Consider the following 24,634-nt stretch of genomic DNA (forward strand, 5'->3'; position numbering starts at 1 on the left):
CGGGTGATGCTGCGCCCGGGCTCGAGGTTGCCCTCGCCGCTGCCGCTGAAGATGCCCTCGGAGACGGCCCAGCTCATGGCGTCGGCGGCCCAGGCAGAGAGGGTGTCGGCGTCGCCGAACGCGGTGAGGTCGGCGCGGGCGGAGACGTCCTCGCCTGCCGCCTGGGCGGAGTTGAACAGGATGCAGGCGGCCTGCTCGCGAGAGAGCGCCGAGAAGAGTCCGAAGGAGCCGTCGCCGTTGCCCTTGAAGACGCCGGTCTGGAGCGACCAGGCGATCGGCGCAGTGTACCACTCGCCCTCCTCGACGTCGGCGGGAAGCTCGCCGACCTCGACGGCGGGCATGCCGGCGAGGTTGTAGAGCACCGACGCTGCCTCGGCGCGGGTGATCGTGCGGCCGATGCCGAAGGTGCCGTCGGGATACCCGTTCATGAAGCCGTTGAAGTACATCCAGCGGACGGGCTCGGAGTACCACTCGCCCTCGGCGGCGTCGGAGAGGGTGAGCTCATGAGAGACGGAGTCAAACGTGACCACCCAGGCGGAGGCGTGGTCGACGGTCATGCTGACCGTGCCGTCCTGCGCCACGACCGAGGAGCCCTCGAAGCGCAGCATGCCGGCGCCCTCGTCGTAGCGATACGCGTTGGCGTAGATGCCGCCCGCGGGAAGCCCTAGGTCGGCCTCGAGGGTCATGGGGAAGCCGAAGGCCCCGTCGTGGGCGATCGTGAGCTCGACGTAGCCAAAGAGGCCGCCGACGAGCGAGAGCGCGCCCTCGGGCACGGTCCCGGTGCCGAGCGTCACGGCAAGGTCGAGGTCGGAGAGCTTGGCGTCGGTCGGGACGTCGGCGCCGTTGAAGGTCCAGGAAACGCCCGGGGACACGTTGAGGCGCACGCCCACGTCACGACCGGCGACGGCCTGGAACACGAGGGAGGGCACCACGGTGTCGCCCCACAGGTCCACGCTGTAGTCATGGCCCGCCTCGGTGGCGACGAGACCCTCGACGACGGAGACCCAGTCGGAGTCGACGTCGCCGGGCTCCTCGGGTGTCTCGGGCAGCACGTCCGCGACCGCCTGGGCGATGAGCTGGTGGCCGTAGGCGTTGGGATGGAAGTCGAGGTTGACCGTCTTCAGGTCCACGACCGCCGCGTTGCAGGGGTTGGACTCGGCGCCCTCGAAGGCGCCGTGCGCGTCCGCCACGAGACATCCGGCGGCCTCGACGGCCGAGAAGCCCTGGTTCATGGCCTGAACGCCCTGCTCGAAGGCGGCGACGACGTCCTCGAGCCCCTCGACGGCGAGGCTGCCGTAGGGGTTGTACTGGTTCACGAGGACGATCGTGGCGTCGGGGTTCGCCGTCTTGATCGCGGTGATGGCCGTGCCCACGTTGGTCGCGAGCTCAGCGAGGGCCTCGGTCGCCTGCTCGGAGGCGGGGAACCCAGCGAGCAGGCCCTTGAGCATGTTGACGAGGGTGAGGTCGGCCGCGCCGCCGGAGCTGGTCAGCAGGCTTTCGACGAGCTCGGGCGTCATCGCGTTGCCAAGCGCGCCGGACAGCACGGGGTCGGCGTTGATCCCATCCGCAAGATAGGCGTACAGCGCGCCCATGAGGTCGTTGCCGCCCACGGTGATGGTGATGACGTCGGCGCTTGCCACGCTCTCGTCTCCCAGCTGAGCGAGCAGCGCCTCAGAGGTGACGCCGTCGTTCGAGGCGAGATTGGTGAGCTCGTAGCCGCACTTCTGCGCGACGAGCTCGGGGAAGGACTCCTCCCCCTCAGAAAGCCCGTAGCCCGCAGAGACGCTGTCGCCCAGGGCGACGTAGAGGGCGGCGTCGTCCGCAAGGGCGCGGGCGGGCATCAGTCCCACCGCCAACGCCAGGGCGCACAGGGCGCCGAGCAGACCGAGGAAACGTTTTCTCATGAGCATCTCCCTTCGTCGTCTGACAGGCGGCCGAAGCCTCGCGCGCGGCGAGACGGGCCCTCCATCATGGTTTCACACTTCGGAAGATCCTCCATCGCCCGTTCGAGCGGCAAATCGGGTGATACCAGTGGTTCCTCGGCACGGCGGCTGCGCCCGAGCCCCCGCCCGGAACGGGCGGTCTCGACCGCGGCAAGGGCGCGCGGGCTCCCGTCTCAGGCGGCCTTCACGCGCGTCCGGCGGCGTCTCCGGGGCAAACGTCGCACGCGCGACTCTTCGCGATTGCGCCGAGTATCGGCGTCGCACGCGGGACGGGCCCGGGTGACGATCGGCGGCGCCGCGGGTGAGGGCGGCGGATGTCCTACGCTCCCTTCTCGCCCTACGCGTCCTTCTCGCCCGGCGCGTCCTGGCCCGCGGCGGCGGGGGCCTTGGGCTCGGCCTTCTGCTCGTGCAGGCGGGTGAGGCCGTCGAGCAGGCGCGAGCGCGCGATGAAGGTGTCGTCGTCGAGGGCGTCGAAGGTGGGCTGGGGTCGGCCGTCGGCGTAGTTGAACGGCGTGCTCCCAAAGAGCGCGCCCTCGCGCGAGACGAGCTGGCGGCCGGTGTGGGACTCGAAGTAGTAGACGAAGAAGCCCTTGATCGCGGCCGTGAGCGGCACCGCCAGGAGCATGCCCACCGCGCCGCCCAGGGCCCCGCCGATGATGATGCCCACGAGCGAGAGCGCGGGGTGGATCTTGATGGAGGACTGCATCACGAGCGGCGAGAGCACGTTGTCGGTGACGTTTTGGGCCACCACGGTGATGACGAGCGTCCAGAACGCGCAGACCGGGCTCACGAAGAAGCCCAGGAGCACGGCGGAGATCGACGAGAGGAACGGGCCGATCACGGGCACGAAGTGCAGCACGAACGTGGCGATGCCGATGAGGCCCGCATAAGGGTGGCCGATGAGCGCAAGCCCGGCGGCCACCATGAGACCGTTGGCGAGCGAGGTGATGAGGGTCCCGCGCATGTAGCCGCCCATGGAGCGGGAGAGGACGGCGAAGGTGAGCACCATCTCCTCGTCGTACTCCGGACCCGCGATCACGGCGAGCTCGCGCATGATCTTGGGGTAGTCGAGCGCAAACCAGTACGCCAAGATCAGGCCCAGGAAGAAGGTCACGAAGTGGCCCGCGAGGTCGGTAAGGTTGGCGACGAGGCCCGAGGAGAGGTTGCGCGCAAGGTCGGAGGCTATGCCGGAGCCCGCCTCGGTGAGCACCTGGACCAGGGCGTTCACGGTGTTCTGGACGTTGGTGTTGCCCGTCGTGCCGAAGTAGTCCCAGAAGGTGGCGAGGCCGTCCTGGAGCTGCGTGAAGTAGGTGGGGACGTTTCGCAGGAGCACCATGAGCTCGCGGGCGAAGGGCCCCACGAACAGCGCCACCACCGCGACGATGGCGGCCAGCACGATGAGCAGGGCGAGAAGGGCGGCGAAGCCGCGCGGGACGCGCCGGTCCTCGAGCCAGTTGGTGATGGGGCTGCAGACAAAGCCCACGATGACGCCGATGAGCAGCAGTTCGACGGCCTGTCCCACGATGGTGAGGCCGCGCACTGCCAGCAGGAAGAGCGCGACGCCGCCGACGATGGCCCAGGCTATGGTGGCCCTCAGGCGCCACTTCTCGTATCTGGTCATGCTCCTCCTTCGTGGGTTGACAATCTCGTCAGGTTATAGCGTCAAGGTTGACACTATAACCTGACGAGATTGTCAACCTTCGCGGGGACGACGACCCCCGCCGTCTCATGAGCTCATGAGGCCCTCGGGGTCGATCTTGTCCTGGATGCGGCGCAGGGTGCGGCGCAGCAGGCGCGAGACCTGCACCTGGGAGATGCCCAGACGCTCGGCGATCTCGACCTGCGTGAGCCCCTCCTCGAAGCGCATCTGCACGACCTCGCGCTCGCGCGGCGAGAAGTCGGCGATGGCCTGCTCGAGGACGATGCGGTCGTCCGACGCGGCGAGGTCGGGGTCCTCGGTGGCGTAGTGGTCGATAACCGAGGGGGTCTCGTCGTCCTCTCCCCCGCCGCCGCCCTCGAGCGGGACGGAGCTGTAGGCGCTCGACGACTCCATGGCCTCGAGCACCTCGTCGACGGTCGACCCGAGGTAGTCGGCGATCTCCGCCACGGAGGGGCTGCGCTGCAGCTGGTTGGTCAGCTCGTCGGTGGCCTGGTTGACCTTCGCCGAGAGCTCCTGCAGCCGGCGCGGCACGCGCACCGACCAGCCCTTGTCGCGGAAGTGGCGCTTGATCTCGCCCATGATGGTGGGCGTGGCGTAGGTGGTGAACTCGAGCCCGCGGTCCGGGTCAAAGCGGTCGATGGCCTTGATCAGGCCGATCGTTCCCACCTGCACGAGGTCCTCGAGGGACTCCCCGCGGTTCTTGAACTTTGAGGCGAGAAAGCGCACGAGGTTGATGTGGTTGACGATCAGCTGGTCGCGCGCGTCGGCGTCCCCGTTGTCCTTGAGGCGACGGAAGAGCTCCCTGGTGCGGTCCTTGTCCCAGGCGGCCTTTCCGGAGGAGGCGCGGCGCGTGGCGCGGACGGCGGCTCGCTCGGCGGACCCCTTACTGGTCATGGGCGTCCCCCGCCCGCTTGACGAGGTGCAGCGACCGCCCGTCCTCGGAGACGGAGAAGACGTCGCACACGGCGGAGAGCAGGACCTCGACGAGGTCGATGGAGTCGTCGGAGGGCTCCTGCTCGCCGAGGGTAAAGTCCATCGTCATGGCGTCCTCGGAAAGCGAGAAGGACACGTCCACGCGCTCCGGCGCCGTGGCGCAGGAGTAGACGAAGCCCTCCTCCGCGACCATGCGGACGTCCTCGACGTCCTCGACGCTCATGTCGCAGCAGACCGCGAGCGTAGAGGCCATCATGCGCACCGAGCGGGCAAACCCCGCCTCAGCGGGGACGCTGAGCGTCACGTTCTTCTCGTCCATCACTTGTCCTCCGCGTCCTTGGAAGGGGCGTCGCCCGCGGGATCGGCCTCCTGCGCGGCGGCCGTGGCCGGGGCCGGGGCCGCGCCCACGGCGCCGTACTCGACGTAGCGGGGCGGCGCCTGCTCGACGCTCGGCGCGAGCTCGACCTGGTCCTTCTCGACATCCCCCTCGCCGAGGCGCGCGGCGCGCTCGGAGGAGGCGGTGCCCTTGAGGCGCGAGACGACGCTCGCCACGCCGGAGACGGCGGACTCGGCGGCGCGGTTGACCACGCCGGTCACGCTGGAGGCGGTCCCGGAGACGGACGAGACATCCTCGAGGATGCCGTTCACGCGCTCGAGCGAGACGTTGGCGGTGTCGAGCGAGACCTCGGCCTTCTTCAGCAGCGGCAGCGCCTCCTTGGCCACGGGCTCGAGCTCGTCGACGATGCCGTCGAGCTTGGCGACGATGGGCTGGGCCTGCTCGATCACCTCGTTGGCGGAGGCGCTGATCTTGTCGACGCTTTTCCTCGCCGTGCGAGCCGTGAGCGCGAGCTCCACCACGGCCCAGATGCCGACGACGGCGAGGACGAGCAGAGCGATGTAGAGGAAGTCCATGTGCGTCCTCCTTAAGGAGCGTCTTGTGCCTCAGATGATTCCCTAACGTCTCATTTTACCCAACTGGGCGGCCGTCTTTGCCGCGCTTCTCGGCGCCGTCCTCGGCGTCGGCGATGTCGCGCCCGATGGCCTCCTGGCGCCACGCCTCCCAGCCGCGCGGGCTCGCCTGGTAGAAGCAGCCGCGCTCAAGGCCCTCGGGCAGGTAGCGCTGCGGCACCCAGCCGCCCGGGTAGTTGTGCGGGTAGAGGTAGGGACCGTACTCGTCGGAGCCGGGGCGATGGCGGTCGCGCAGGTGGCTGGGCACCTCGCGGCGAGGTCCCGAGCGCACCTCGGCGAGCGCGGCGTCGATCCCGGCCTCCGCGGCGTTTGACTTGGGCGCCAGGGCCACGTAGGTCGCCGCCTGCGCCAGGTTGATGCGGCACTCCGGCATGCCGATGACCTCGGTGGCCTTGAAGGCCGCGTGGGCGACGAGCAGCGCCTGCGGGTCGGCGTTGCCCACGTCCTCCGAGGCGCAGATCATGATGCGCCGCGCGATGAACTTGGGGTCCTCCCCCGCGTCGAGCATGCGGGCGAGCCAGTAGAGCACGGCGTCGGGGTCGCTGCCGCGCATCGACTTGATGAAGGCCGAGATGACGTCGTAGTGCATGTCCCCGGCCTTGTCATAGGGAAGCCCCCGGCGCGGGTTGGCCTCCAGGACGTGCTCGCGGGTGATGGTCGCGGGACCGCTGCCCTCCCCCTCGGCCGGGCGGTCCACCATCTGGGAGGCCAGCTCGAGCGAGGTGAGCGCGGCGCGCCCGTCGCCACCGGCAAGCGTCACGATCTCGTCTTCCGCCTCGGGCGCGAGCTCGAAGGCGCCCGCGAGCCCCTCCGGGGCGGCCAGGGCGCGGCGGACCAGCTCGCGGACGGAGGCGTCATCGAGGGCGGTGAGCTCCACGACGCGGCTGCGGCTGATGAGGGCGGAGTTGACCTCGAAGTAGGGGTTTTCCGTCGTGGCGCCAATGAGAACGACGATCCGGTCCTCCACGGCGTGCAGGAGGGCGTCTTGCTGGCTGCGGTTGAAGCGGTGGATCTCGTCCACGAACAGGATGGTGCGACGCCCGGAGGTGAGCAGGCGGCTTTCGGCGGACTCGATCTCGCGCCGAAGGTCCTTGACCGTGCCGGTGATGGCGCTGACCTCGACGAACTCGGCGTGCGTGGTGTTGGCGATGATGCGCGCGAGCGTGGTCTTGCCCGTGCCGGCCGGCCCGTAGAGAATGACCGAGGAGAGCGTGTCGTGCTCGATGGCGCGGCGCAGCCAGCTGCCCGGCCCCACGGCCTTGGCCTGGCCGACGTAGCCGTCGAGCGTCGTGGGCCTCATGCGGGCCGCGAGCGGCGCGTTTTGGTTTTTTCGCGCGGTCTCGACGCGCGTGAACAACGTATCCATGGGAACGATTGTACGCCATCGCGCGGGATGCCGCCGGCCGCGGGCGCAGGGGGTTGTTTCAGGACGTGCTCTGCGAGAAACGTCCCTCCGCAACTCCCGGCGCCCGCGGGCGGCGGCGCGCCCCTGTCGGCACTCTGGGGCGAAGGTGCGGGATCGCGACGTTCTTGTCGGCCAAACCGTCGCGTTTCCGCACCTCGGCGGCTGGCGTGCGGGATTGCGACACTTCTGTCGACAAGAACGTCGCGCCGCCGCACCTCAGTAAAACGCGCGGAAAACCCTACAGGTGCTCGGCCACGAAGGCGTCCACCGTGGACCAGTAGAGGTCGGGGTCGGTGCTCGCGGCCAGGCCGTGGCCGGCCCCGGAGACGACGAGCTTCTCCTTCTGCTCGCTCGCGCAGGCGTCGTAGCACTCGTCGAGCATCGAGAAGGGCACGAAGGCGTCCTCGTCGCCGTGGATGAAGAGCATCGGCACGCTCGCGGAGCGCAGGCTCTCCACCGCAGAGGCCGCCTCGAAGGTGTAGCCGGCGCGCAGCAGGCACGCCGCGTCGGCGACGTTGAGGATCGGGAAGCTCGGCAGGCCGAAGACGTTGTCCAGCTGCAACACGAACTCGTCCCAGACGCTCGTGTAGCCGCAGTCCTCCACGATCAGGCTGACGTTTTCCGAGAGGCCGCTCATGCCGGAGGCCATCATGACCTCGGCGCCGCCCATGGAGACGCCAAACAGGATGATGCGCGCCTCGGGGTCGCGCGCCACGATGTCGTCGACCCAGCCCAGAAGGTCGCGCGCGTCTCCCCAGCCCATCTGGATGAGGTCCGTGTCGACGTTGCGCTCGTGGCCGCGCGCGGCAGGCATGAGCACGCTCATGCCCAGCTGGGAGAAGTGGTAGGCGTACTTGGCCATGTCCGCGGGCTCGCCGATGTAGCCGTGGCAGACCACCGCCCAGGTGTGCCCGTCGGAGTAGGCGTCGCCGTTCGCGCCGTCGAGCTCCCAGCCCAGAAGGAGCGTGCCGTCCGAGGCCTGGTGGGAGACGCTGCGCTTCTCCGCCTCGAACCAGGAGGCAGCCTCGGCGGCATACGCCTCGTCGAACTTGGGCGCCTCGGCGTAGTCGAGCCCGCCCACGCCGCCTTCGCGCATCGAGCGCGCCATCGAGACCTCGGCGTTCGGGTTCAGCGCAAAGTCCACGAGGAAGTTCCCGGCGAGGCCCAGCCCCACGACCACGAGGGCGAGAAGCGCGGCGACCACGATCGCCACGACCCGCCTGGCTCTTCTCGCCAACGCCATACCTACCCCCTCCTTGCGTATATCGGGCCGCCATTCTACACGTGTTGGCCGAGGGGTCAATTATGGGTTAAAGGAGGTGCCGGGAACTCCATCGCGAGCGTGCGCCTTGAGACGCCACGCTCCGTGCAGCGGCTACGGGTCTGCACGCGCCCCTCTCGTCAGCCGCGCCGCCGCCCGGCGCCCTACGCGCGGACGCCGGCCGAGAAGTACCCGCGGTTCGGGAAGAGCCCGGCGGCGTCGGGGAACAGAGCCTCGCAGGTGGCCATGAAGTAGTCGTCGGTCATCGAGGAGATGAAGTCCACCACGGTCTGGTCCGGGTCGCGCTCCCAGTCGTAGCCGCGCCCGTAGAACGCGAGGCGCCGCTGCGTGGGCAGCACGTGGTGCGCGAAGATCGCGGCGGACTCGTCGCCGGCCGCGAGCGCCTCCAGCTCGTAGTCGTAGAGCCGCCCGAAGAGCTCGGCCACCTCGGCGGAGAAGTCGCCGTTGACCTCGCCGGCGCCGTAGATCTTCTCGTAGTTCTCGCGCTTGGCGCGGCGCATCTCGGCGAAGGCCTCCTCGCTCATCTCGATGCGGTCGCGGCCCAGGCTGTGCTCCACGACGTCCGCGACAAAGGCCGCGAGCGCCCAGGCGTTGTAGCCGCCGCCCAGGCCGTCGTCGAAGGTGTCCTCGGAGCAGAGGCCGGCGCTGATGGCGTCCTGGCGGTCCTTGCCCACGTAGGCGATGATGTCGGAGACGCGCACCACGCAGCCCTCGAGCGTCATGGGACGCAGGTGCGAGATGGTCTCGTCGCCGTGCTCCCAGGACGACTCGACCACGCGGTCGAAGGTGTCGAACTCCGCAAGGCCGCTCGTCTCGAAGACCTGCTGCTCGAACTCGCCGTTGTGGCACAGCGCCCCGTCGAGGGTCTGCAGGCTCACGTTGCGCCCGGCGAGCACATCGACCACGCGCACGCTCTGCACGTTGTGGAAAAACCAGCGGCCGGTGCGGGCGTGGAAGACGTCGTTCAGGAAGCGCTCGCCGGCGTGGCCGAAGGGCGTGTGGCCCAGGTCGTGCGCCAGCGCGATGGCCTCGATGAGGTCCAGGTTGAGCCCCAGAGCGCGGCCGATGTCGCGGGCGACGCGCGCCACGAGCTGCACGTGCAGGCCGCGGCGGCACAGGTCGTCGTTGGCGCGGAACGAGAAGACCTGGGTCTTGCCCGCCAGGCGGTTGTAGGCCGGCAGGTGCATGATCTTCTCGGCATCGCGCACGAAGGCGGGCCGCATGGCGGTGTCGCGGTCGCGCTCGCAGGGGTCGCGGCGGATGGCCGAGGCCGCGCGGCAGGCAAACGGCGAGAGCGCCCCCGAGGCGAGGCGCTCGGCCACCGCCTCCGAGGCCCCCTCGGAGAGGCGCCCGGTGAGCCCGGGCGCCAGCCTGTTCACGACCGCCGACATCGGGGCGCTACTCGTTCACGACCAGGCAGCCCAGGTCGAAGTGCTCGCCCCAGGCGCCCATGACGGACTCATGCCCGCAGCGCGCGTAGACGCCGCGGAAGGCTCCGCGGCACAGGAACAGACCGAGCATGTTGCCGACCTCGATGGGCTCGGAGCCGCCCTCGCCGCCCACGACGATCTGGGAGCGGTAGGCGGGGTCGTAGCGCTCGATCACGGCGCCCTCCTCGCAGCCGGCGAGAAGGACGCGCCACCACTCGTCGCGGTCCATGCGGTCGACGCCCGCGACGGCCTCGGAGGCACGGTAGCCGCCGGCCGGGCGGACGATCCAGCCGTCCTGCTCGGCGAGGTAGGGCGTGAGGTCGCACCCACGCTCGAGGAAGTGGGCCTCGGGGACGTGGGCGCGCACGAAGGCGAGCTCGTCGGAGGTGAGGACAGCCTCGGTCTCGGGTGCGTGGAGCACGGCGAAGATGGCGTTGGTGGCCACCGGCGCGGCGCAGAAGCCGCCGATCAGGCAGGCCAGGCCGCGGCGGGCGGCCTCGACGAGCGCCTCGGCGCCCGCGCAGGGCTTCTCGAGCATCTCGCCCAGGGGGGCGCGGCGGTAGACGCAGACGACGGGGCCCTCGGAGTCAACGAGGCGACGCTGGCCGGCGGCCTCCTCGATGCGCAGGTCGCGAATGTCCACGAAGCGCGCGAAGACGCCCTCCTCGGCGAGGCGCTCGATGAGGTCGGCAAACTCCACGGCCGAGGCGCTCTCCGGGTAGTCCACGATGCCCACGACCGGGCGCTCGGGGTGATGGGTGCCGGCGTCGGCGTTTGCCCAGGAGGCGTAGGTCTCGCGCAGGGCCTCGATCACGCCGCCCACCGGGTCGAGGGCGTGGATGCCCTCGTGGCGCTCGGAGAAGCGACGGTAGGCCTCGGTGAGGCACACGGCGCGCGTGACGTCGATGGCCGAGGTCATGCCCGCGCTCGTGGTCGCCACGCCGCAGAAGCGGAAGGCACCCGTCTCTTGGTCGAAGAGGGTGTCGAGGCGCATGAAGGGGATCAGCTGGTCATAGCCGGTGGGGATGAGGGTCTGCTGCTCGAACTCCTCCGGAAGGCGGAAGAGCGCCCGGTAGTCGGCGTCGTCGAGGTAGTGGGCCGTGACCTTCTCGAGGATGCGGCCGAAGGTCTCTGCGCCGTCGCGCAGGATGCCCAGCTCGGCGGGACCAAGGATCTTGGGCGTGACGGCCCAGTCGGGCACCCCGCGGCCGCCCCGCACGGGGTGGGACGCGGCGAGGAAGGCGTCGCCGGCGGCCTTGCCCTCGGCGTCACCCCCCAGCTCGTTCACGATGGCGCAGAACTCGGACTCGAGCGCGCGGCTCTGAAGATTGCTCATGGATGACTCCCTTGGGGTCAGCTTTGGCGTGTTTGCGCTGGGGTTTTACCGTTGCGCGGCGTGCATTGTAGGTGTTGGTGCCCATGCGCGCGAAAAGCCGACAAAATATATAGATATGTGGACGCTTGGTGTAGACGCGCTGCTCAGAGGCTACGAGATGTACCAGAGGCCCTCGGCGGGCGCCACCTCGAACCCCATCGAGCGCTCGAGCGAAAGCGACGCCTCGTTGTCCGGCCAGACGGCGGCCCAGGGCGTGTCGCCGCGGGCGATCGTCTGGGCGAGCTTGGCGGCAGCGAGCGTGCTCCCCCACCCCTTGCGTCGCGACCCCTCGAAGACCTCGAGCATGCCCATCGAGCCGTCCGGGTGTTCCCCGACAAAGCCCACGATGCGGCCGTCCTCGAAGCCGCCGAGAAACGCCCCCGCCTCGAGCAGCTCCTCGAGCTCGCCGGGGGCGAGGTACTCGGGATGGGCGTAGTGCTCGAGGATGACGCCGGCATAGGCCGTCGTGAGCGGGCGCACGTCACGCGTCGCGTCGATCTTGGGCGCCTCGCCGCGCCACGTCACCAGGTGGCAGGGGCGCGGGGAGCCGCCGACGGCGCGGGCGGCGTCGCGGGCCGTCCGGCGATCGCCGCACAGGCACACCACGCCGCGCGAGCCCAGGCAGGTGAGCGCCCGGCGCAGGGTGGCCCGACCCGTCGCCCACGCGAGGGTCTCGCCCCCCGGAAGCCCGAGCACGACGGCGCCCTTGTCGGCGAGAAGGACCTCGCCCAGGCCGCGGCGCAGCGCCTCGACGACGGGCAGGGCGCCCTCGCCGGCCCGCCGGGCGATGGCCAGGGCGAGCGTCCGGCGCTGCTCGGGGCGCACGGCGGTGGCGTCCACGACAAACGAGAGCCGCTCCGCGAGCATCCGCTGCCCCTCGGGGCCCGGATGGTCGGAGCCGTCCGCGAGCAGCTCCGGCAGAGCCTCGGCGTCGAGCAGCGCCGCGCCGTCGACGAGCCGCATCTGCGGGTGGCGACGCACGGCCGTCTCGATGAGAGCGTCCACCTCGCCGGCGCAGCTGCGCGGGTGCGTGGGATAGAGCTCCTCGGCGTGCGGCAGCGGCGTGAGCACCCACGTCGGGACCTCGGGCCAGGCTTCGGAGACCTCGTAGAGGTAGGCGAGGATCTCACGCCCCACGCGCGAGGCCTGACAGGGCTCGTAGCGGTAGTTCTCGCCAAGCTCCACGACGATCGCCTCGGGACGCGCGACCTCGGAGAGGCCCGCGAGCGAGCCGGGCTGGAAGACCTGTCCGCCCACGCCCTGGTTGAGGAGGTCGAGGTCGAGATGGGCGGCGAGCCGGGCGGTCCAGGAGCGCCCGGGGTCGCACGAGACGAAGCCCTGTGCGATCGAGTCGCCGAGCACGAGCAGCTGCCCGCGCTCCGGCACGGGCTCGAGGTAGGTGCCGTCGGCGCGGACCTCGCGCACGGCGCAGGAGGAGAGACAGGGCAGCCAGACGCGCACGCGATGGGGCTCCCCCATGCCGGGAAGCGGGATGCGCACGAGCCCCGGCTCCGGGGCGGCGTCCGGGTCGTCGAGGGCAAACTCGACGAGGTCGTTCTCGTCCGGCGTCATGAGCGGGAGGTGGCGGCCGTCGACGTCTGCCGAGACGCCGTCGAAGGGCGGCGTGGGGCCGCCCTCGTGGCGCGCCGCGTCGTCGAGCACGGCCTGCGCGCCCTTGGGGACCGCATCCACGCGCACCTCGACGGCCACGCGCGTGGCGTCGGTCGAGAACTCGAGACAGACGCCCGAGGTGCAGGCCGCCATGCTCCGATAGAGCCCGGGATGCCACGCGCGGACGCTCCCGAGTGCCCTGAGCTGGTCGACGGTGAATCTGATCGGACGGACCCAGCCGCCCTTCTCGGCGGCGGTGTCGATGGCGCCGTGCAGCAGGTCCGCGGCACGCGCGCTGATGGCGAGGTTCATATGGTCCCTCTGCGTCTAGAGTGCGTTTCTGGCCAGAACATTGTACACATGCCGGCCGCAACGGGTGAGCTCGGCGCTCACTCCCCCTCGCGCACGGGCTCGTAGAACGCCTTGGCGTCGTCGAGGCGCAGCACGAGCACCTGCCCGAGCCCGGCCCCGCCCGCGGCGCAGCAGTCGATGTCCCAGCGGTCGCCCCCCACGCGCACCATGCGCGCCAGGCCGTCCTCGCCGATCGGGTCGCGGTCGAGGTCGTGCGCCATGCGCTCGAGATAGGGCGTCGGCGTGTGGCCCGCCACGATCACCGGTCCGTCGCCGCGCTCGCCGGCGAGGCCGGCGGGCGCCCCCCAGAACTCCTCGCGAATCCAGGTAAGGTCCTCGGGGTCCTGGGCGGAGAGATACTCCGCCGCGCCCCGCTCGTCCCAGAGCTCCGGCACGGGCGCGGAGAGCCGCACCCCCGCGTGGACGAGCAGGTAGCGACGGTCCCTCACGACCGTCTGGGCCCAGCGCGACAGGGAGCGCACCCATGCCACGAGCTCGTCCGCCTCGTCGTCGGTCAGCTCCGCGAGCCCCGACGAGGTCTTGGCGCCCCCGTTGATCCCCCAGTTCATGGTCGCGAGCGGGTCGCCGGGACTGTCCAGGCACGAAATCATGAGGTCCTCGTGGTTGCCCATGAGCGCGCACACGTTGGGGAGCTCCCGGCACACGCGCAGGACGCCCACCGGGTCCGGGCCTCGATCGATCATATCCCCCAGGCAGAAGAAGCGGTCCTCACTCGAGGGCGAGACGCGCATGAGCGCGCGCTCGAGCGTCGCGCGGTGGCCGTGCACGTCCGAGAAGACGTATGTGGACATCTGCGACCCTCCCTCGCTCCTCGCGTCGCGCCCCCTTGCGGGCGCACCGTCCTTCTCAGCCTAGCACCTCGCCGCGAGGCACGCCGCCCCGGCACGGGCGAGCGGCGCCTGCGGGCCACGAGACGGTCTATCCGCGCCGCGCGCGCCGGCCCGCGCGCAGCCGGCGCAGCCGCCAGGCGCCCTGCGAGCCGATCTCGACCACGTGCCCCGGGAGGCGCTCCTCCCCCGCCCGGCGCACCACGTCCACGATCTGGTCCATGGTCTTCTCGAGGCGCGCCTTCTTGAGCCGACACTCCCACACCACGACGACGGTCCAGCCCTCGGCGACGAGCTCGGCGCGCACGCGGGCGTCCCGCGCGCGGTTGCGCTCGAACTTTGCCTCCCAGAACTCCGCGTGCGTCTTGGGCCTCGAGGGGGAGCAGAAGGGGCAGCGGTGCCAGAAGCACCCGTTGATCAGGATGGCCACGCGCCGGCCGGGAAAGCACACGTCCGGGCGGCCGGGGATCTTCCAGTGGAGCCGGTAGCCCGTCAGCCCCGCCTCGCGCAGCGCGGCGCGGACCTTGAGCTCGGGTCCCGTGTTCTTGCTCCTGTTGGCCTGCATGACGTGGCGCGTCGCCTCCGACGAGGCGGCGGGGGTCCCCGGGCGCGGGGACGCTACCACGCGGGGGCCTCGTCCGGCTCGGTCGGCGCGCCCTCGAAGTTGAGGTCGCGCGTGAGCTCGCGGGAGGCGGCCAGGTCAAAGCCGTCCGAGAAGAGCTCGTCGATGGTCGGCAGGACGCGGGCGCGGGCGGCGTCGAAGAGGTCCCAGAAGCCCGCCGTGGAGACCTGGCCCGTGAAGGGGTTGGCCCAGGGCGCGTGCCCCCGGTTGTCGAAGTCCGAGACGTCCTCCGGGCGGGCGCGGTGCGACATGCAGCTCACCAGCGAGTAGGGGCTTCTCGTCACCGCGCGCTCGAGGGTCGCCAGGACGGAGCGCTTGCGACCCGAGGGAGAGTCAAAGACGCGCTGGGCGAGGCGGAACTCTACGACGCCCGTGGAGAAGGTGCGGGGGTCGATCGCCCGCCCGAAGACCCACAGCGCCACGTAGAAGTAGACCTTGTCGACGGCGGCGAGCACGTCGCGCGACGCCTGGAGCACGCGCTCGTGGGGACGCCAGCGCTCGACGGTCTTGCCCGTGAGCGCGTGCAGCGCCATCTCGTCGAAGTCGCGCTCGATCTCCATGTGGACGCTCGACGCGGCGTCCTCGTCGAGGCCGGGCACGCCGGCCGAGGTGAGGCCGTTTTGCCAGTAGTAGACGAAGGGGTGCATCGTGGAGTCGAGCAGCCAGTGGCAGGCAAAGCCCGCCACGTAGGCGCGCGCGAGCTGGCGCTCGTGGCCCTCCAGGCGCAGCGCCGCCTCGCGCATGGCAACGAGAAGCGCCGCCGAGCTGCACTCGTGCAGGGCGCCGCCCAAAGGCGACCACTTGTGCATCAGCGGGTCGACCCTCAGATAGAAGAGCGGGTCAGGGCCCTGGTTTCCCAGCAGGAACGCGTCGCGCTCGCCCACGGAGCGCAGGCCGAGCAGGTCGGTGACGTCCTCGAGGACGCCTCGTCCAAAGAGGTCGTGCGTGAGAATCGCAGGCATGGCGTTCCCTTCGTCGTTGGCTTCCCCGATTATGCCACTGAGCGTGCCGGTGGGAGCCGGTTGATTGGCCGCGGCCCCCGACGAGGCGCCCTTCTCGCCTCCCGTTGCACGTTTACCCACTTCTTACCGCTGAGCGACCCCGCGCTCGCCTACCATAGACACGTTGCGTCACCGCGGAAAGGAACCACATGGCACATCAGAAGATGACAAAGGCCGAGAAGAGCTGGATCGTCTATGACGTGGGCAACTCCGCGCTCGTCCTTCTCGCCACGAGCGTCATTCCCATCTACTTCTCGTCGCTTGCGCCCGAGGGCGGGGTGGTCGTGGCCTGGAGCTACGCCGAGACCGTCGCCTCGCTGATCATCGCGCTGCTCATGCCCATCCTGGGCTCGATCGCCGACATGCAGGGCATGAAGAAGAAGTTCATCGTAGGCTGCGTGGGCACGGGCGTGGTGGCCACCGTGGCCATGGGCTTTGTCACCGCGGCGATGGCGTTTCTCGTGGTCTACGTGATCTCGTCGGTGGCGCTCAACTCCTCGATGGTCTTCTACGACGCGCTGCTCGTGGACACCACCACCGACGAGCGCATGGACGAGATCTCATCGGCGGGCTACGCCTGGGGCTACATCGGCAGCTGCGTGCCGTTCATCGCGTGCCTGGGCGTAGTCTTGGGCTATGAGAGCCTGGGCATCACGCTGCAGACGGCCATGCAGATCGCGTTTGTCATCACCGCGGCGTGGTGGGCGGTCTTCACCGTGCCGCTGCTCAAGAACGTGCAGCAGCTCCACTTCAAGCCGCGCGAGCCGCACGCCGTCTCCCGCGCCGTGTCCGGCCTGGCCGGTACCCTGCGCGAGATTTGGGCCAACAAGGCCATCCGCTACTACATGATCGCGTACTTCTTCTACATCGACGGCGTGCACACCATCATCAAGCTCTCGACGAGCTACGGCACCGACCTCGGCATCGACTCCACGCAGCTCGTGTTGGCGCTTCTGGTGACGCAGTTCGTGGCCTTCCCGTCCGCGATCATCTACGGGCGCCTCTCCTCCAAGTACGGCACGCGCCGAATGCTTCTGATCGCGATCGCCGCCTACTTTGGCATCACCCTGTTCGCGGCGTTCTTCCTGCGCTCGGCCGTGGAGTTCTGGTTCCTCGCCATCCTGGTGGGCATGTTCCAGGGCGGCATCCAGGCGCTCTCGCGCAGCGAGTTTGGCAAGCTCTGTCCCAAGGAGCGCGCCAACGAGTACTTTGGCTTCTTCGACATCTTTGGCAAGTACGCCGCCATCCTGGGCACCTTCCTCGTGGGCACGTTCACGGCGCTCACCGGAAACTCCAGCATCGGCGTGCTCTCCATCGCGGCGCTGTTTGTCGTGGGCTTCCTCGTGATGACCAAGGTCCCGGAGCGCGCGGCGTAGGCACGTCCGACAATCCGTCCGGAACCCGCACGTTGTCCAAACAGGTGCGGCGTCCGGACGGTTCTCACCACCAGACCGTCCGGAACCCGCACGTTCCTGAAACAAGTGCGGCGTCCGGACGTTTTTCGTGTCCAGACCGTCCGGAACCCGCACGTTCTTCTCGACAGATCTAGACGTTGCTCCTGCGCAGCGCGTCCCAGTCGGGAATCATTCTCGTTCCCTCAGGCAACGCAATCGCCGACCCCCTCTTGGGGACTCCATACTCGTCGAGCAAGGCGGCAAACTCCATCGGGCGCCCCGTCAAACCAAAGCTAAACCTCACCAGGGAAACGTCGTAGAGCGTAAAGCGAGAGCCGCGGATGTTTTCGTCGGAGAGGACCTCGTCGATGCCCCGGCCGCCCATGAGCTCCTCCTCAACGTATTTCCCCCTTCCGTCGAGCTCGCCAAGGATGACGCGGCCGTCAGCACGCACCCAGCAGAAATCGGCGCGATAGGGCTCCCCCGCCTCGACGACGCGCGGAACCTCGACCTGCAGCTCTGGGCGCACGTATCCGAGCAGGAGCATCCGCCCGCGCGCAATGGACTCTCCCCCGTTCTCGCTGCGCGGGTCCGCCCAGGCGAGGTCCGAGAGAGCGCGCTCCACGTTGCGCCGACGAGCCATCATCGACTGCGCATAGTCCTCGAACGCGTCCTTACCGACCAATCCCGTCCTAAGCGCGGAATCGATGATGCCCAGGCCACGAGGAAAGTCGGTCCACCTCAGACAGTCGAGGACCGTCTGTTGCGGAGAGGTCACCCTCAGCCCGCCCACCTCCTCGACGCCCTCGCGCGGATCGAGCACCGGATGGCGCGCCACCGCCCCGCCGTCCGACCCGCACTGCTTTGGAAGTGTCGCCACATGGGTGCGCCCCACCAGCGTGTCAGAGACGTCCACGCCATAGGCGAGCGCGGCGGTCGGCCCGCAAAAGGTCCACGTTGGGTGCGCGACCTGCAGCCCCCGCGCAATCCACAGAGCCCGCTCGGAAGACGCGAGGCTCGACCATTCCCGCGCATCGGCAAAGAGCCCGCGGACGGGAGACACCGCCGCACCGGAGGACACCCTACGCGAGAGGGCCCGTCGGACGGCGTCGACGTCATCGCCCCGCGGCACGTAGCAGACGCCCTTATCCGCCGCCCCCTCCAGCAGGTCGGCAATCCTCGCGTCCACGGCACGACTCATGAGATTCCCTTCGACGTAACGTTTGTGGGAACGCATTGTCGCGGAAAAGCCAGTGGCGATGTTGTGTCACATATATAACTGTTTTATAAGTGATGGATATTATTGCGGAGAGAGTTAATTTCCCAAGCTTGCCGCCCCATGGGGCTTGCCGTCAGCGAACGGTATGTCCTGCGTAACCTTCGCAAACGGTAGTTTGACCCGGTGAGCGGCAGGCGGGCGAGAAGAACCTGTGGGAGCCGCGGCCCCCGCGGAAAGGTGCGGCGTCCGGACGGTTCTCGTGTCCAGACCGTCCGGAACCCGCACGTTGTTTGAGTGGGTGCGGCGTCCGGACGGTTCTCGTGTCCAGACCGTCCGGAACCCGCACGTTGTTTGAGTGGGTGCGGCGTCCGGACGGTTTTGGTTCCCAGACCGTCCGGACGCCGCACGCAAGAACAAAGGACCAGCCGAGAAGAACGGCAGCCCCGCGACCTACGCCAGGCGGTCGAGGATCTTCTCGAGGCGGTCGCAGGCCTCGTCGACCTCCTCGCGGGTGATCACGAGCGGCGGCAGGAAGCGCAGGATGGAGTCGCCGATGTGGTTCATGACCAGGCCCTCGGCCAGGCCCTCCTCGACGGCTCGCTCCGCGACGGGCGCGTCGAGCTGGGCGCCGCGCATGAGGCCGTGGCCGCGGCACTCCTCGACATGGTGCATCGCGGTGAGGCGGTGGCGCAGGTGGCGCCCGACGGAGAGCACGTGCTCGCCGATCTCGCGGTCGACGAGCTCCTTGACCGTGGCGAGGCCCGCGGCGCACGCGAGGTTGTTCCCGCCGAACGTGGAACCGTGGTCGCCAGGGGCAAACAGGTCAGCCACCTCGGAGCGGGCGGCGAAGGCGCCCATGGGGAAGCCGTCGGCGATGCCCTTTGCCATGGTCACGATGTCCGGCTCGATCTCGGAGCGCTGGTAGCAGAAGGGCGAGCCGCAGCGATAGAAGCCCGTCTGGACCTCGTCGCAGATCATGAGAATGCCCTTCTCGCGGCAGAGATCACGAACGTCGCGCAGGTAGTCGTAGTTGGCGTTCCAGACGCCGCCCTCGCCCTGCACGCACTCGAGCATGACCGCGCAGACGCTGCCGCGCTCGACGCGCTCGCGCAGCGCGTAGATGTCGTTCAGGGGCAGCGCGACAAAGCCCTCCGGCAGCGGTCGGAAGCTGCGGTGGAACTTGTCCTGCCCGGTGGCCGCGAGCGTCGCGAGCGTGCGGCCGTGGAAGCTCTGTCGGGCAGTCACGATGACTGCGGCGCCGTCGAGGTTGACCTCGCCCCAGCGGCGCGCGAGCTTGATCGCGCCCTCGTTGGCCTCGGCGCCGGAGTTGGCGAAGAAGGTCTTCCAGCGGGTGCCCGTGGAGCCCACGACGTGCCCGCCCTCGTCGGTCGTGGTGGAGAGCATGGTGGAGAGGGCGGCCGCCAGGTGCACGCGGTTCTCGTCGTAGAAGTAGTTGCTCGTCTGCCAGACGCGGTCGAGCTGCTCGGCGATCGCCTGCCTCACGGCGGGGTTGGCGTGGCCCACGCTCGCGCAGCCGATGCCGCCGAGAAGGTCGATGTACTCCTTGCCCGTGGAGTCCACGAGCGTCGCGTCGTGCCCGGAGACGAACTCCACGGGGTAGCGGGAGTACGTCGGCATGACGTAGGTGGCGTCAGCCTTGGCGACCCGGTCCTCGACGGTGGAAAAGACGGACGTGCTGTCGTTCTTCTCGTCGGTCATGAGGCATCCTCTCCTAGGACTCGTCCTGTGTGAACATGGTACCGCAGCCTGCGTCGGTGAAGATCTCAAGAAGCAGGGAGTGCGGGAAGGTTCCGTTGAGAATGACCACCTCGGAGACGCCGGCGTCGAGCGCCTCGGAGATGGAGCGAATCTTGGGCAGCATGCCGCCGTCGAGCCGCCCGGAGGCGAGAAGCTCGTGGGTCTCGGAGCGCGAGAGGCTCTGGATGAGGGAATCCTCGTCGGAGACGTCGGCGAGCAGGCCGTCGACGTCGGTGAGGTAGATGAGCTTGTCGGCACCCATCGCCTCGGCGATCTTGCCGGCGGCGACGTCGGCGTTGATGTTGTAGAACCCGTCCGGGGCGCAGCCCACGGTGGCGACCACGGGGATGTAGCCGTCCTCGAGGATGGTCTCGATGAGGCTCGTGTCCACCTCGCGGATGCGGCCCACGCGCCCGAGCTCCGGGTCGATGACCTCGGCCTTGAGGGTCTTGCCGTCCGCGCCCGAGATGCCCACGGCGTTGTGGCCGTACTCGTTGAGCGCCCAGACGAGGTCCTGGTTGACCTTGCCCACGAGCACCTCGCGCACGGCCTCCATCGTGGCGTCGTCGGTCACGCGCAGACCGTCCTTGAACTGCACGGGTAGGCCGAGCGCCTTGACGTGCGCGCTGATGGCCTTGCCGCCGCCGTGCACGAGCACGATGCGGATGCCCAGGAGCTTGAGCATCTCGATGTCGGCCACCACCTGACGACAGAGCTCGGGGTCCTCCATGGCCGAGCCGCCGTACTTGATGACGAAGGTCTTGCCGGTCATCCGGTGAATCCAGGGCAGCGCCTCGTTCAGCACGTCGACCTTCGAGGCCGCTGCGTCGCGCTGCTGCTTGTCGCGCTGTAGCATGTCTGCTCCTTCGATACGCTGGCGAGAAGAACATGGGGTCGTCCGGTCCGCGGGGGCGCGGGCAAGGTCCGGCGCTCGAACAGTCCTCGCCCTCCGTGGAGTCCGCCGCGAGTTCCGCAGGCGCGCCCTTTGCGCCGAGGACTGTCTGAGCGCCGGACTGAGGCCGGCGGACTCCCCTCCGGGCTGCGGAACTCGCGGCGGACCTTGCCCGCGCCCCCGCGGACCTTCGGCTACGTGCGGTAGTCGCCGTTGATCGTGACGTAGTCGTGGGTGAGGTCGCAGGTCCAGACGCGCGTCGCGGCCTCGCCCATTCCCAGGTCAATCGTGATGTCGATCTCGGGAGCCTCGAAGCGGCGCAGCATGTCGTCCTCGTCCATCGGCACGGTGAGGCCCGCGCGACACACGGGGACGCCCATGAAGTCGATGTCGACGCGCTCCTGGTCGAAGGGCACGCCGCACTTGCCGGCGGCGGCAGCCACGCGGCCCCAGTTGGCGTCGTGGCCAAAGATGGCGGTCTTGACCAGCGGCGAGTTGGCGATCGAGCGCGCCACGACGTCCGCTTCCGCGTCGTCGGCGGCGCCCGTGACGTAGACGGTGACGAGCTTGCTCGCGCCCTCGCCGTCGGCCGCGATCTTGCGGGCCAGGTCCACGGCTGCCACTCGCACGGCAGCTGCGACCTGCGCAAACGCCGGATGGTCGCAATCGATTTGCTCGCCGCCCGCACCTCCGGTGGCGAGCAGGAAGGCGGAGTCGTTGGTCGAGGTGTCGGAGTCCACGGTCACCTTGTTGAACGAGACGCGCACGGCGCCGAGAAGGGCCTCGCGCGCCGCCTCGGCCGTAAGCGGGGCGTCGGTGGTGAGCACCGCGAGCATCGTGGCCATGTTGGGCTGGATCATGCCCGAGCCCTTGACGAAGCCGCCCACGTGGAAGGCGCGCGGCGCGCCGGAGCGCTGCGCGAGCTCGCCCGCCACGGAGACCTCCTTGGACACGGTGTCGGTGGTCATGACCGCGCAGGCGGCGTCGTGCGCGGCGGCCGGCGTCGAGGCGAGCGAGGCCACGGCAGCCGGGACACCGGCCTCGTAGGGGGCAAAGGGCAGCGGCACGCCGATGACGCCCGTGGAGGCCACGAGCACGTCCTCGGGCGCGCAGGCGAGCTCGCCCGCCACGTAGGCGCAGGCGCGCTCGGAGCAGGCGAGGCCGGGCTCGCCCGTCGCGGCGTTGGCGTTGCCGGAGTTGAGGACGATCGCGCGGGCGCGACCGTCGGCCACGTGGGCGCGGCTCACCGTGACGGGAGCCGCACAGAAGCGGTTGGTGGTGAAGGTCGCGGCGGCCACACAGGGCTCGTCGGCAACGACGAGCGCAAGGTCGAGGCGCGCGGGGTTGCGGCGAAATCCCGCCGAGACGCCCGCGGCGCGGATGCCGGCGGCGGCGCAGACGCCGCCCTCGCAGGGAACGAGCCCGCAGGCCTCGGGCGTGTCGGGCACGACCGGGACCGCGAGCGGCGCAAAGTCAGACATGGGGCTCTTCTCCGTTTCAGGCCCGCCCGCAGGCGGGCTCCGAGGCTAGACGAGGGGCGCCGGGGCGAGGAGCCCGGCGGTCTCGGGAAGGCCCAGCACCACGTTGGCGCACTGGACGGCCTGGGCGGCCGCCCCCTTCCCGAGGTTGTCGATCGCGCACGAGGCGACGATCGTGCGTCGTCGTCGCGCGTCGAGGGCAACGCCCACCTGGGCGCGCGCGGTGCCAAAGACCGAGGAGGTCGCGGGCATGGAGCCGGCCGGCAAGGTCGTGACCAGTGGCTCGTTTGCATAGGCGCGCTCGTAGGCAGCCTGGACGTCCTCTGCGGTCACGCCGTCGGCCGCCTCGAGGTAGACCGTGGAGAGCAGCCCCCGCGTGAGCGGCGCGAGGTGCGGCGTGAAGACCACGGACATCTCACGGCCGGCAACGTCGGTGAGGGTCTGCTCGATCTCGGGCGTGTGACGGTGTCTGGCCACGCCGTAGGCCTCCACGGACTCGTTGGCGTGGCAGTAGTGGGTGCGCGGGGTGCATCCGCGGCCCGCGCCGGAGACGCCGGAGATGGCGTCTGCGATCACGAGGTCGCCGGTCGCGAGCCCCGCGGCGAGCGCGGGCGCGGCGGCGAGGGCTGTGGCCGTGGGATAGCAGCCCGGAACGGCCACGAGCACGGCCTGGCCCGCGGCGCGGCGCGCGGCGAGGCCGGCGAGCCCGTCGCGGAAGAGCTCCGGCAGGCCGTAGACGGTACGTCCGAGCAGCTCGGGGCTCGTGTGCGGGGTGGCGTACCAGTCCTGGTAGACCGCGGCGTCGCGCAGGCGGTAGTCGGCCGAGAGGTCGAGCACGGTCACGCCGCGCGCGAGCAGCTCGGGCGTGAGCGCGAGGCTCGCGGTGTGGGGGACGGCGAGAAACGCGACGTCGGCCGCCGCAGCGATGGCGTCGGGCTCCGGCAGCGACAGCACGAGGTCGCAGGCGCCCGCAAAGGCCGGATAGACCGCGTCGAGCCGCGTGCCGGCCTCCTTGCGGTCCGTGGCCATGGTCAGCTCGAGGTCGGGGTGGCCCAGGATGAGGCGGCAGGCCTCGATGCCCGCGTAGCCCGTTGCCCCCACGACGCACGCCCTGATGCTTCCCATGCTCCCACGTCCTTCTCGACGGCCTTTTTTCACGCACTCTACGGAGCGCCCCCGCGGCTGTCAACGAGGTGACATGTTCCGGACATACTTCGCGAGGCCGCAACGAGAGCCCCCGGGAGGGTATGTACACTGCGCATATCGGGTGTGTACACCATCCGAGTTCGGACTGATCATGTTTTAGCAGGTCAGAGGCTTGCCGAGAAGAACGTGAAGGCCGGAAAGTGTACACACCCTAGCAGGGGGGCGCACCTGCCCCTCACGGGACGCGAAGCGCAGCTACGCCCGAGAGAGCCCGCGCAGGAAGTGCGCGACGGCGACCGCCCCGGGGTCGGCGATCCCCCGGCTCGCCTCGCCGAGATTCCGCGCCGGGCCGAACTTCGCAACCTGGCCCTTGGTCGCCTCGGCGCCCGCCTCCGCGGCGTCCGCCACGTCATCGAGCAGGTCGAGCTCGTCGCCCCCGCAGGCCGCCGCGGCGTCCCCGGCGGCGGCGAAGGCGTCCACCAGCGTCTTGTCGCCCGCACGGGCCTCGGTGGCCGCCATGAGTCGGCTCGTGGCGCAGGAGAACATTTCCTTGAGCTCGTCGACGGTGGCCTCGTCGCCCACCGGGGCGGCCTCCTGAAGGCCGTCGAGCCAGGCGTGCCAGAGGGGCGCGGCGGCGCCGTCGAGGCGCATCACCGCCGTCGCCACGTCGTCGAGCATCTCCTGGATTCCACCCTCAGAGGACACCACGGCCTGGCTCACCACGGAGGCCACCGTGACCATCGTCTCGCCGAGGTCGCCGTCGCCGAGGCGCGCGTCCAGGGCGGCGAGCTCCTCCTCCGCCATGATCACGTCCGTGCAGGCATGGATCATCCGCAGCGCAAGCTCTTCTCGCCTCATGGTCCCTCCCCCTCGAGCAGGAACTACCTGCACCGATTGTAGGAGGGAGCGGGCGCGCGGGAGGGGTGCGGGCGCGCGGGCGGCGCGGCCCCTCGGCCAGCGGCGCCCCTGCCGGGGAAGTGCGCCCTACGCGGCGTCGTCGACGCCCAGGCGCTCGGCGGTCTCCCCCTTGATCCAGAGGGTGTCCACGTCGCGCGAGACGAACTCGCGCCCGCTGTCCTCGAGCACGTGGACCTCGGTGCTGTCGACCGGCAGCTCGAAGAGGTTGTTCTCGTAGTCCACGACCTCGTAGTTGCCACCGTTTAGAGAGACGCTGCGCACCTCGCGAGCGTCGGCCTCCACGCCCTCGGGATGGTTGCCGTCGCACGAGTTCAGACCCAGCGCCCCGCCCGCGACGAGCACGCCCGCGATCACGACGCTCGCGACGATGCCCCGACTTTTCCGGCCATAGGGAGCCCC

At 69.8% G+C, this 24,634-nt stretch carries 21 protein-coding genes; 1 reads left to right on the forward strand and 20 read right to left on the reverse strand.

Annotated elements, in window-relative coordinates:
* From NW198_RS07675 to NW198_RS07735, 13 genes are all read right to left on the reverse strand, one after another.
* Positions 1-1,904, reverse strand: a 1,904-nt coding sequence (locus NW198_RS07675) for an S-layer homology domain-containing protein (RefSeq protein ID WP_258340641.1), incomplete at its 3' end; no start/stop codon positions are given.
* A gap of 376 nt (positions 1,905-2,280) precedes the next feature.
* Positions 2,281-3,564: an AI-2E family transporter gene (locus NW198_RS07680; RefSeq protein ID WP_258340642.1), complete on the reverse strand. Its 1,284-nt coding sequence runs from the start codon at positions 3,562-3,564 to the stop codon at positions 2,281-2,283.
* Positions 3,565-3,669: 105 nt separating this feature from the next.
* Positions 3,670-4,497: a SigB/SigF/SigG family RNA polymerase sigma factor gene (locus tag NW198_RS07685; RefSeq protein WP_087314063.1), complete on the reverse strand. Its 828-nt coding sequence runs from the start codon at positions 4,495-4,497 to the stop codon at positions 3,670-3,672.
* Positions 4,487-4,855: an ATP-binding protein gene (locus NW198_RS07690; protein ID WP_258340644.1), complete on the reverse strand. Its 369-nt coding sequence runs from the start codon at positions 4,853-4,855 to the stop codon at positions 4,487-4,489. The genes NW198_RS07685 and NW198_RS07690 overlap by 11 nt, the downstream gene beginning before the upstream one ends.
* Positions 4,855-5,448, reverse strand: a complete 594-nt coding sequence (locus NW198_RS07695; protein WP_258340645.1) for a hypothetical protein — start codon at positions 5,446-5,448, stop codon at positions 4,855-4,857. Before NW198_RS07695 ends, NW198_RS07690 begins: the two co-directional genes overlap by 1 nt.
* Before the next feature lie 55 nt (positions 5,449-5,503).
* Positions 5,504-6,871: a replication-associated recombination protein A gene (locus NW198_RS07700; RefSeq protein ID WP_258340646.1), complete on the reverse strand. Its 1,368-nt coding sequence runs from the start codon at positions 6,869-6,871 to the stop codon at positions 5,504-5,506.
* A gap of 277 nt (positions 6,872-7,148) precedes the next feature.
* Positions 7,149-8,153, reverse strand: coding sequence for an alpha/beta hydrolase (locus NW198_RS07705; RefSeq protein WP_258340647.1), 1,005 nt, complete (start codon positions 8,151-8,153; stop codon positions 7,149-7,151).
* Between the two features lie 182 nt (positions 8,154-8,335).
* Positions 8,336-9,583, reverse strand: coding sequence for a deoxyguanosinetriphosphate triphosphohydrolase family protein (locus tag NW198_RS07710; RefSeq protein WP_258340648.1), 1,248 nt, complete (start codon positions 9,581-9,583; stop codon positions 8,336-8,338).
* Between the two features lie 7 nt (positions 9,584-9,590).
* Complete coding sequence (locus NW198_RS07715) at positions 9,591-10,958, reverse strand: hypothetical protein (protein WP_258340649.1); 1,368 nt, start codon at positions 10,956-10,958, stop codon at positions 9,591-9,593.
* 150 nt (positions 10,959-11,108) lie between these two features.
* Positions 11,109-12,920, reverse strand: coding sequence for a GNAT family N-acetyltransferase (locus NW198_RS07720; RefSeq protein ID WP_087314050.1), 1,812 nt, complete (start codon positions 12,918-12,920; stop codon positions 11,109-11,111).
* Positions 12,921-12,997: 77 nt separating this feature from the next.
* Entirely contained in the window at positions 12,998-13,771 is a 774-nt protein-coding gene (locus NW198_RS07725) for a metallophosphoesterase family protein (RefSeq protein ID WP_258340650.1), read from the reverse strand.
* A gap of 127 nt (positions 13,772-13,898) precedes the next feature.
* A complete protein-coding gene (locus NW198_RS07730; RefSeq protein WP_239386606.1) occupies positions 13,899-14,432 on the reverse strand; it encodes a very short patch repair endonuclease in 534 nt (177 codons plus the stop codon).
* Positions 14,426-15,391, reverse strand: a complete 966-nt coding sequence (locus tag NW198_RS07735) for a hypothetical protein (RefSeq protein ID WP_258340652.1) — start codon at positions 15,389-15,391, stop codon at positions 14,426-14,428. The genes NW198_RS07730 and NW198_RS07735 overlap by 7 nt, the downstream gene beginning before the upstream one ends.
* A gap of 188 nt (positions 15,392-15,579) precedes the next feature.
* Between NW198_RS07735 and NW198_RS07740 the strand changes: the two genes are divergently transcribed.
* Positions 15,580-16,806 carry an MFS transporter gene (locus NW198_RS07740; protein WP_258340654.1) on the forward strand — a complete coding sequence of 409 codons (1,227 nt, stop codon included), beginning with the start codon at positions 15,580-15,582 and terminating at the stop codon, positions 16,804-16,806.
* A gap of 169 nt (positions 16,807-16,975) precedes the next feature.
* On the opposite strand, the gene NW198_RS07745 is transcribed toward NW198_RS07740, so the two are convergent.
* The 7 genes from NW198_RS07745 to NW198_RS07775 form a co-directional block, all read right to left on the reverse strand.
* Positions 16,976-18,025, reverse strand: coding sequence for a hypothetical protein (locus NW198_RS07745; protein WP_258340655.1), 1,050 nt, complete (start codon positions 18,023-18,025; stop codon positions 16,976-16,978).
* 468 nt (positions 18,026-18,493) lie between these two features.
* A complete protein-coding gene (locus NW198_RS07750; RefSeq protein ID WP_239386604.1) occupies positions 18,494-19,762 on the reverse strand; it encodes an acetylornithine/succinylornithine family transaminase in 1,269 nt (422 codons plus the stop codon).
* A 13-nt stretch (positions 19,763-19,775) separates the two neighbouring features.
* The gene (argB, locus tag NW198_RS07755; RefSeq protein WP_258340656.1) at positions 19,776-20,657 is read right to left on the reverse strand and encodes an acetylglutamate kinase; all 882 of its coding nucleotides are present in this window, start codon (positions 20,655-20,657) and stop codon (positions 19,776-19,778) included.
* Between the two features lie 230 nt (positions 20,658-20,887).
* Positions 20,888-22,174, reverse strand: coding sequence for a bifunctional glutamate N-acetyltransferase/amino-acid acetyltransferase ArgJ (gene argJ, locus NW198_RS07760; RefSeq protein ID WP_258340657.1), 1,287 nt, complete (start codon positions 22,172-22,174; stop codon positions 20,888-20,890).
* Between the two features lie 45 nt (positions 22,175-22,219).
* Positions 22,220-23,296, reverse strand: coding sequence for an N-acetyl-gamma-glutamyl-phosphate reductase (gene argC, locus NW198_RS07765; protein ID WP_258340658.1), 1,077 nt, complete (start codon positions 23,294-23,296; stop codon positions 22,220-22,222).
* Between the two features lie 276 nt (positions 23,297-23,572).
* The gene (locus NW198_RS07770; protein WP_258340659.1) at positions 23,573-24,175 is read right to left on the reverse strand and encodes a DAK2 domain-containing protein; all 603 of its coding nucleotides are present in this window, start codon (positions 24,173-24,175) and stop codon (positions 23,573-23,575) included.
* Between the two features lie 126 nt (positions 24,176-24,301).
* Complete coding sequence (locus NW198_RS07775; protein WP_258340660.1) at positions 24,302-24,589, reverse strand: hypothetical protein; 288 nt, start codon at positions 24,587-24,589, stop codon at positions 24,302-24,304.
* Positions 24,590-24,634 lie beyond the last annotated feature (45 nt).

It is taken from the genome of Thermophilibacter sp. ET337 (genome assembly GCF_024733715.1).
GTDB lineage: Bacteria > Actinomycetota > Coriobacteriia > Coriobacteriales > Atopobiaceae > Thermophilibacter.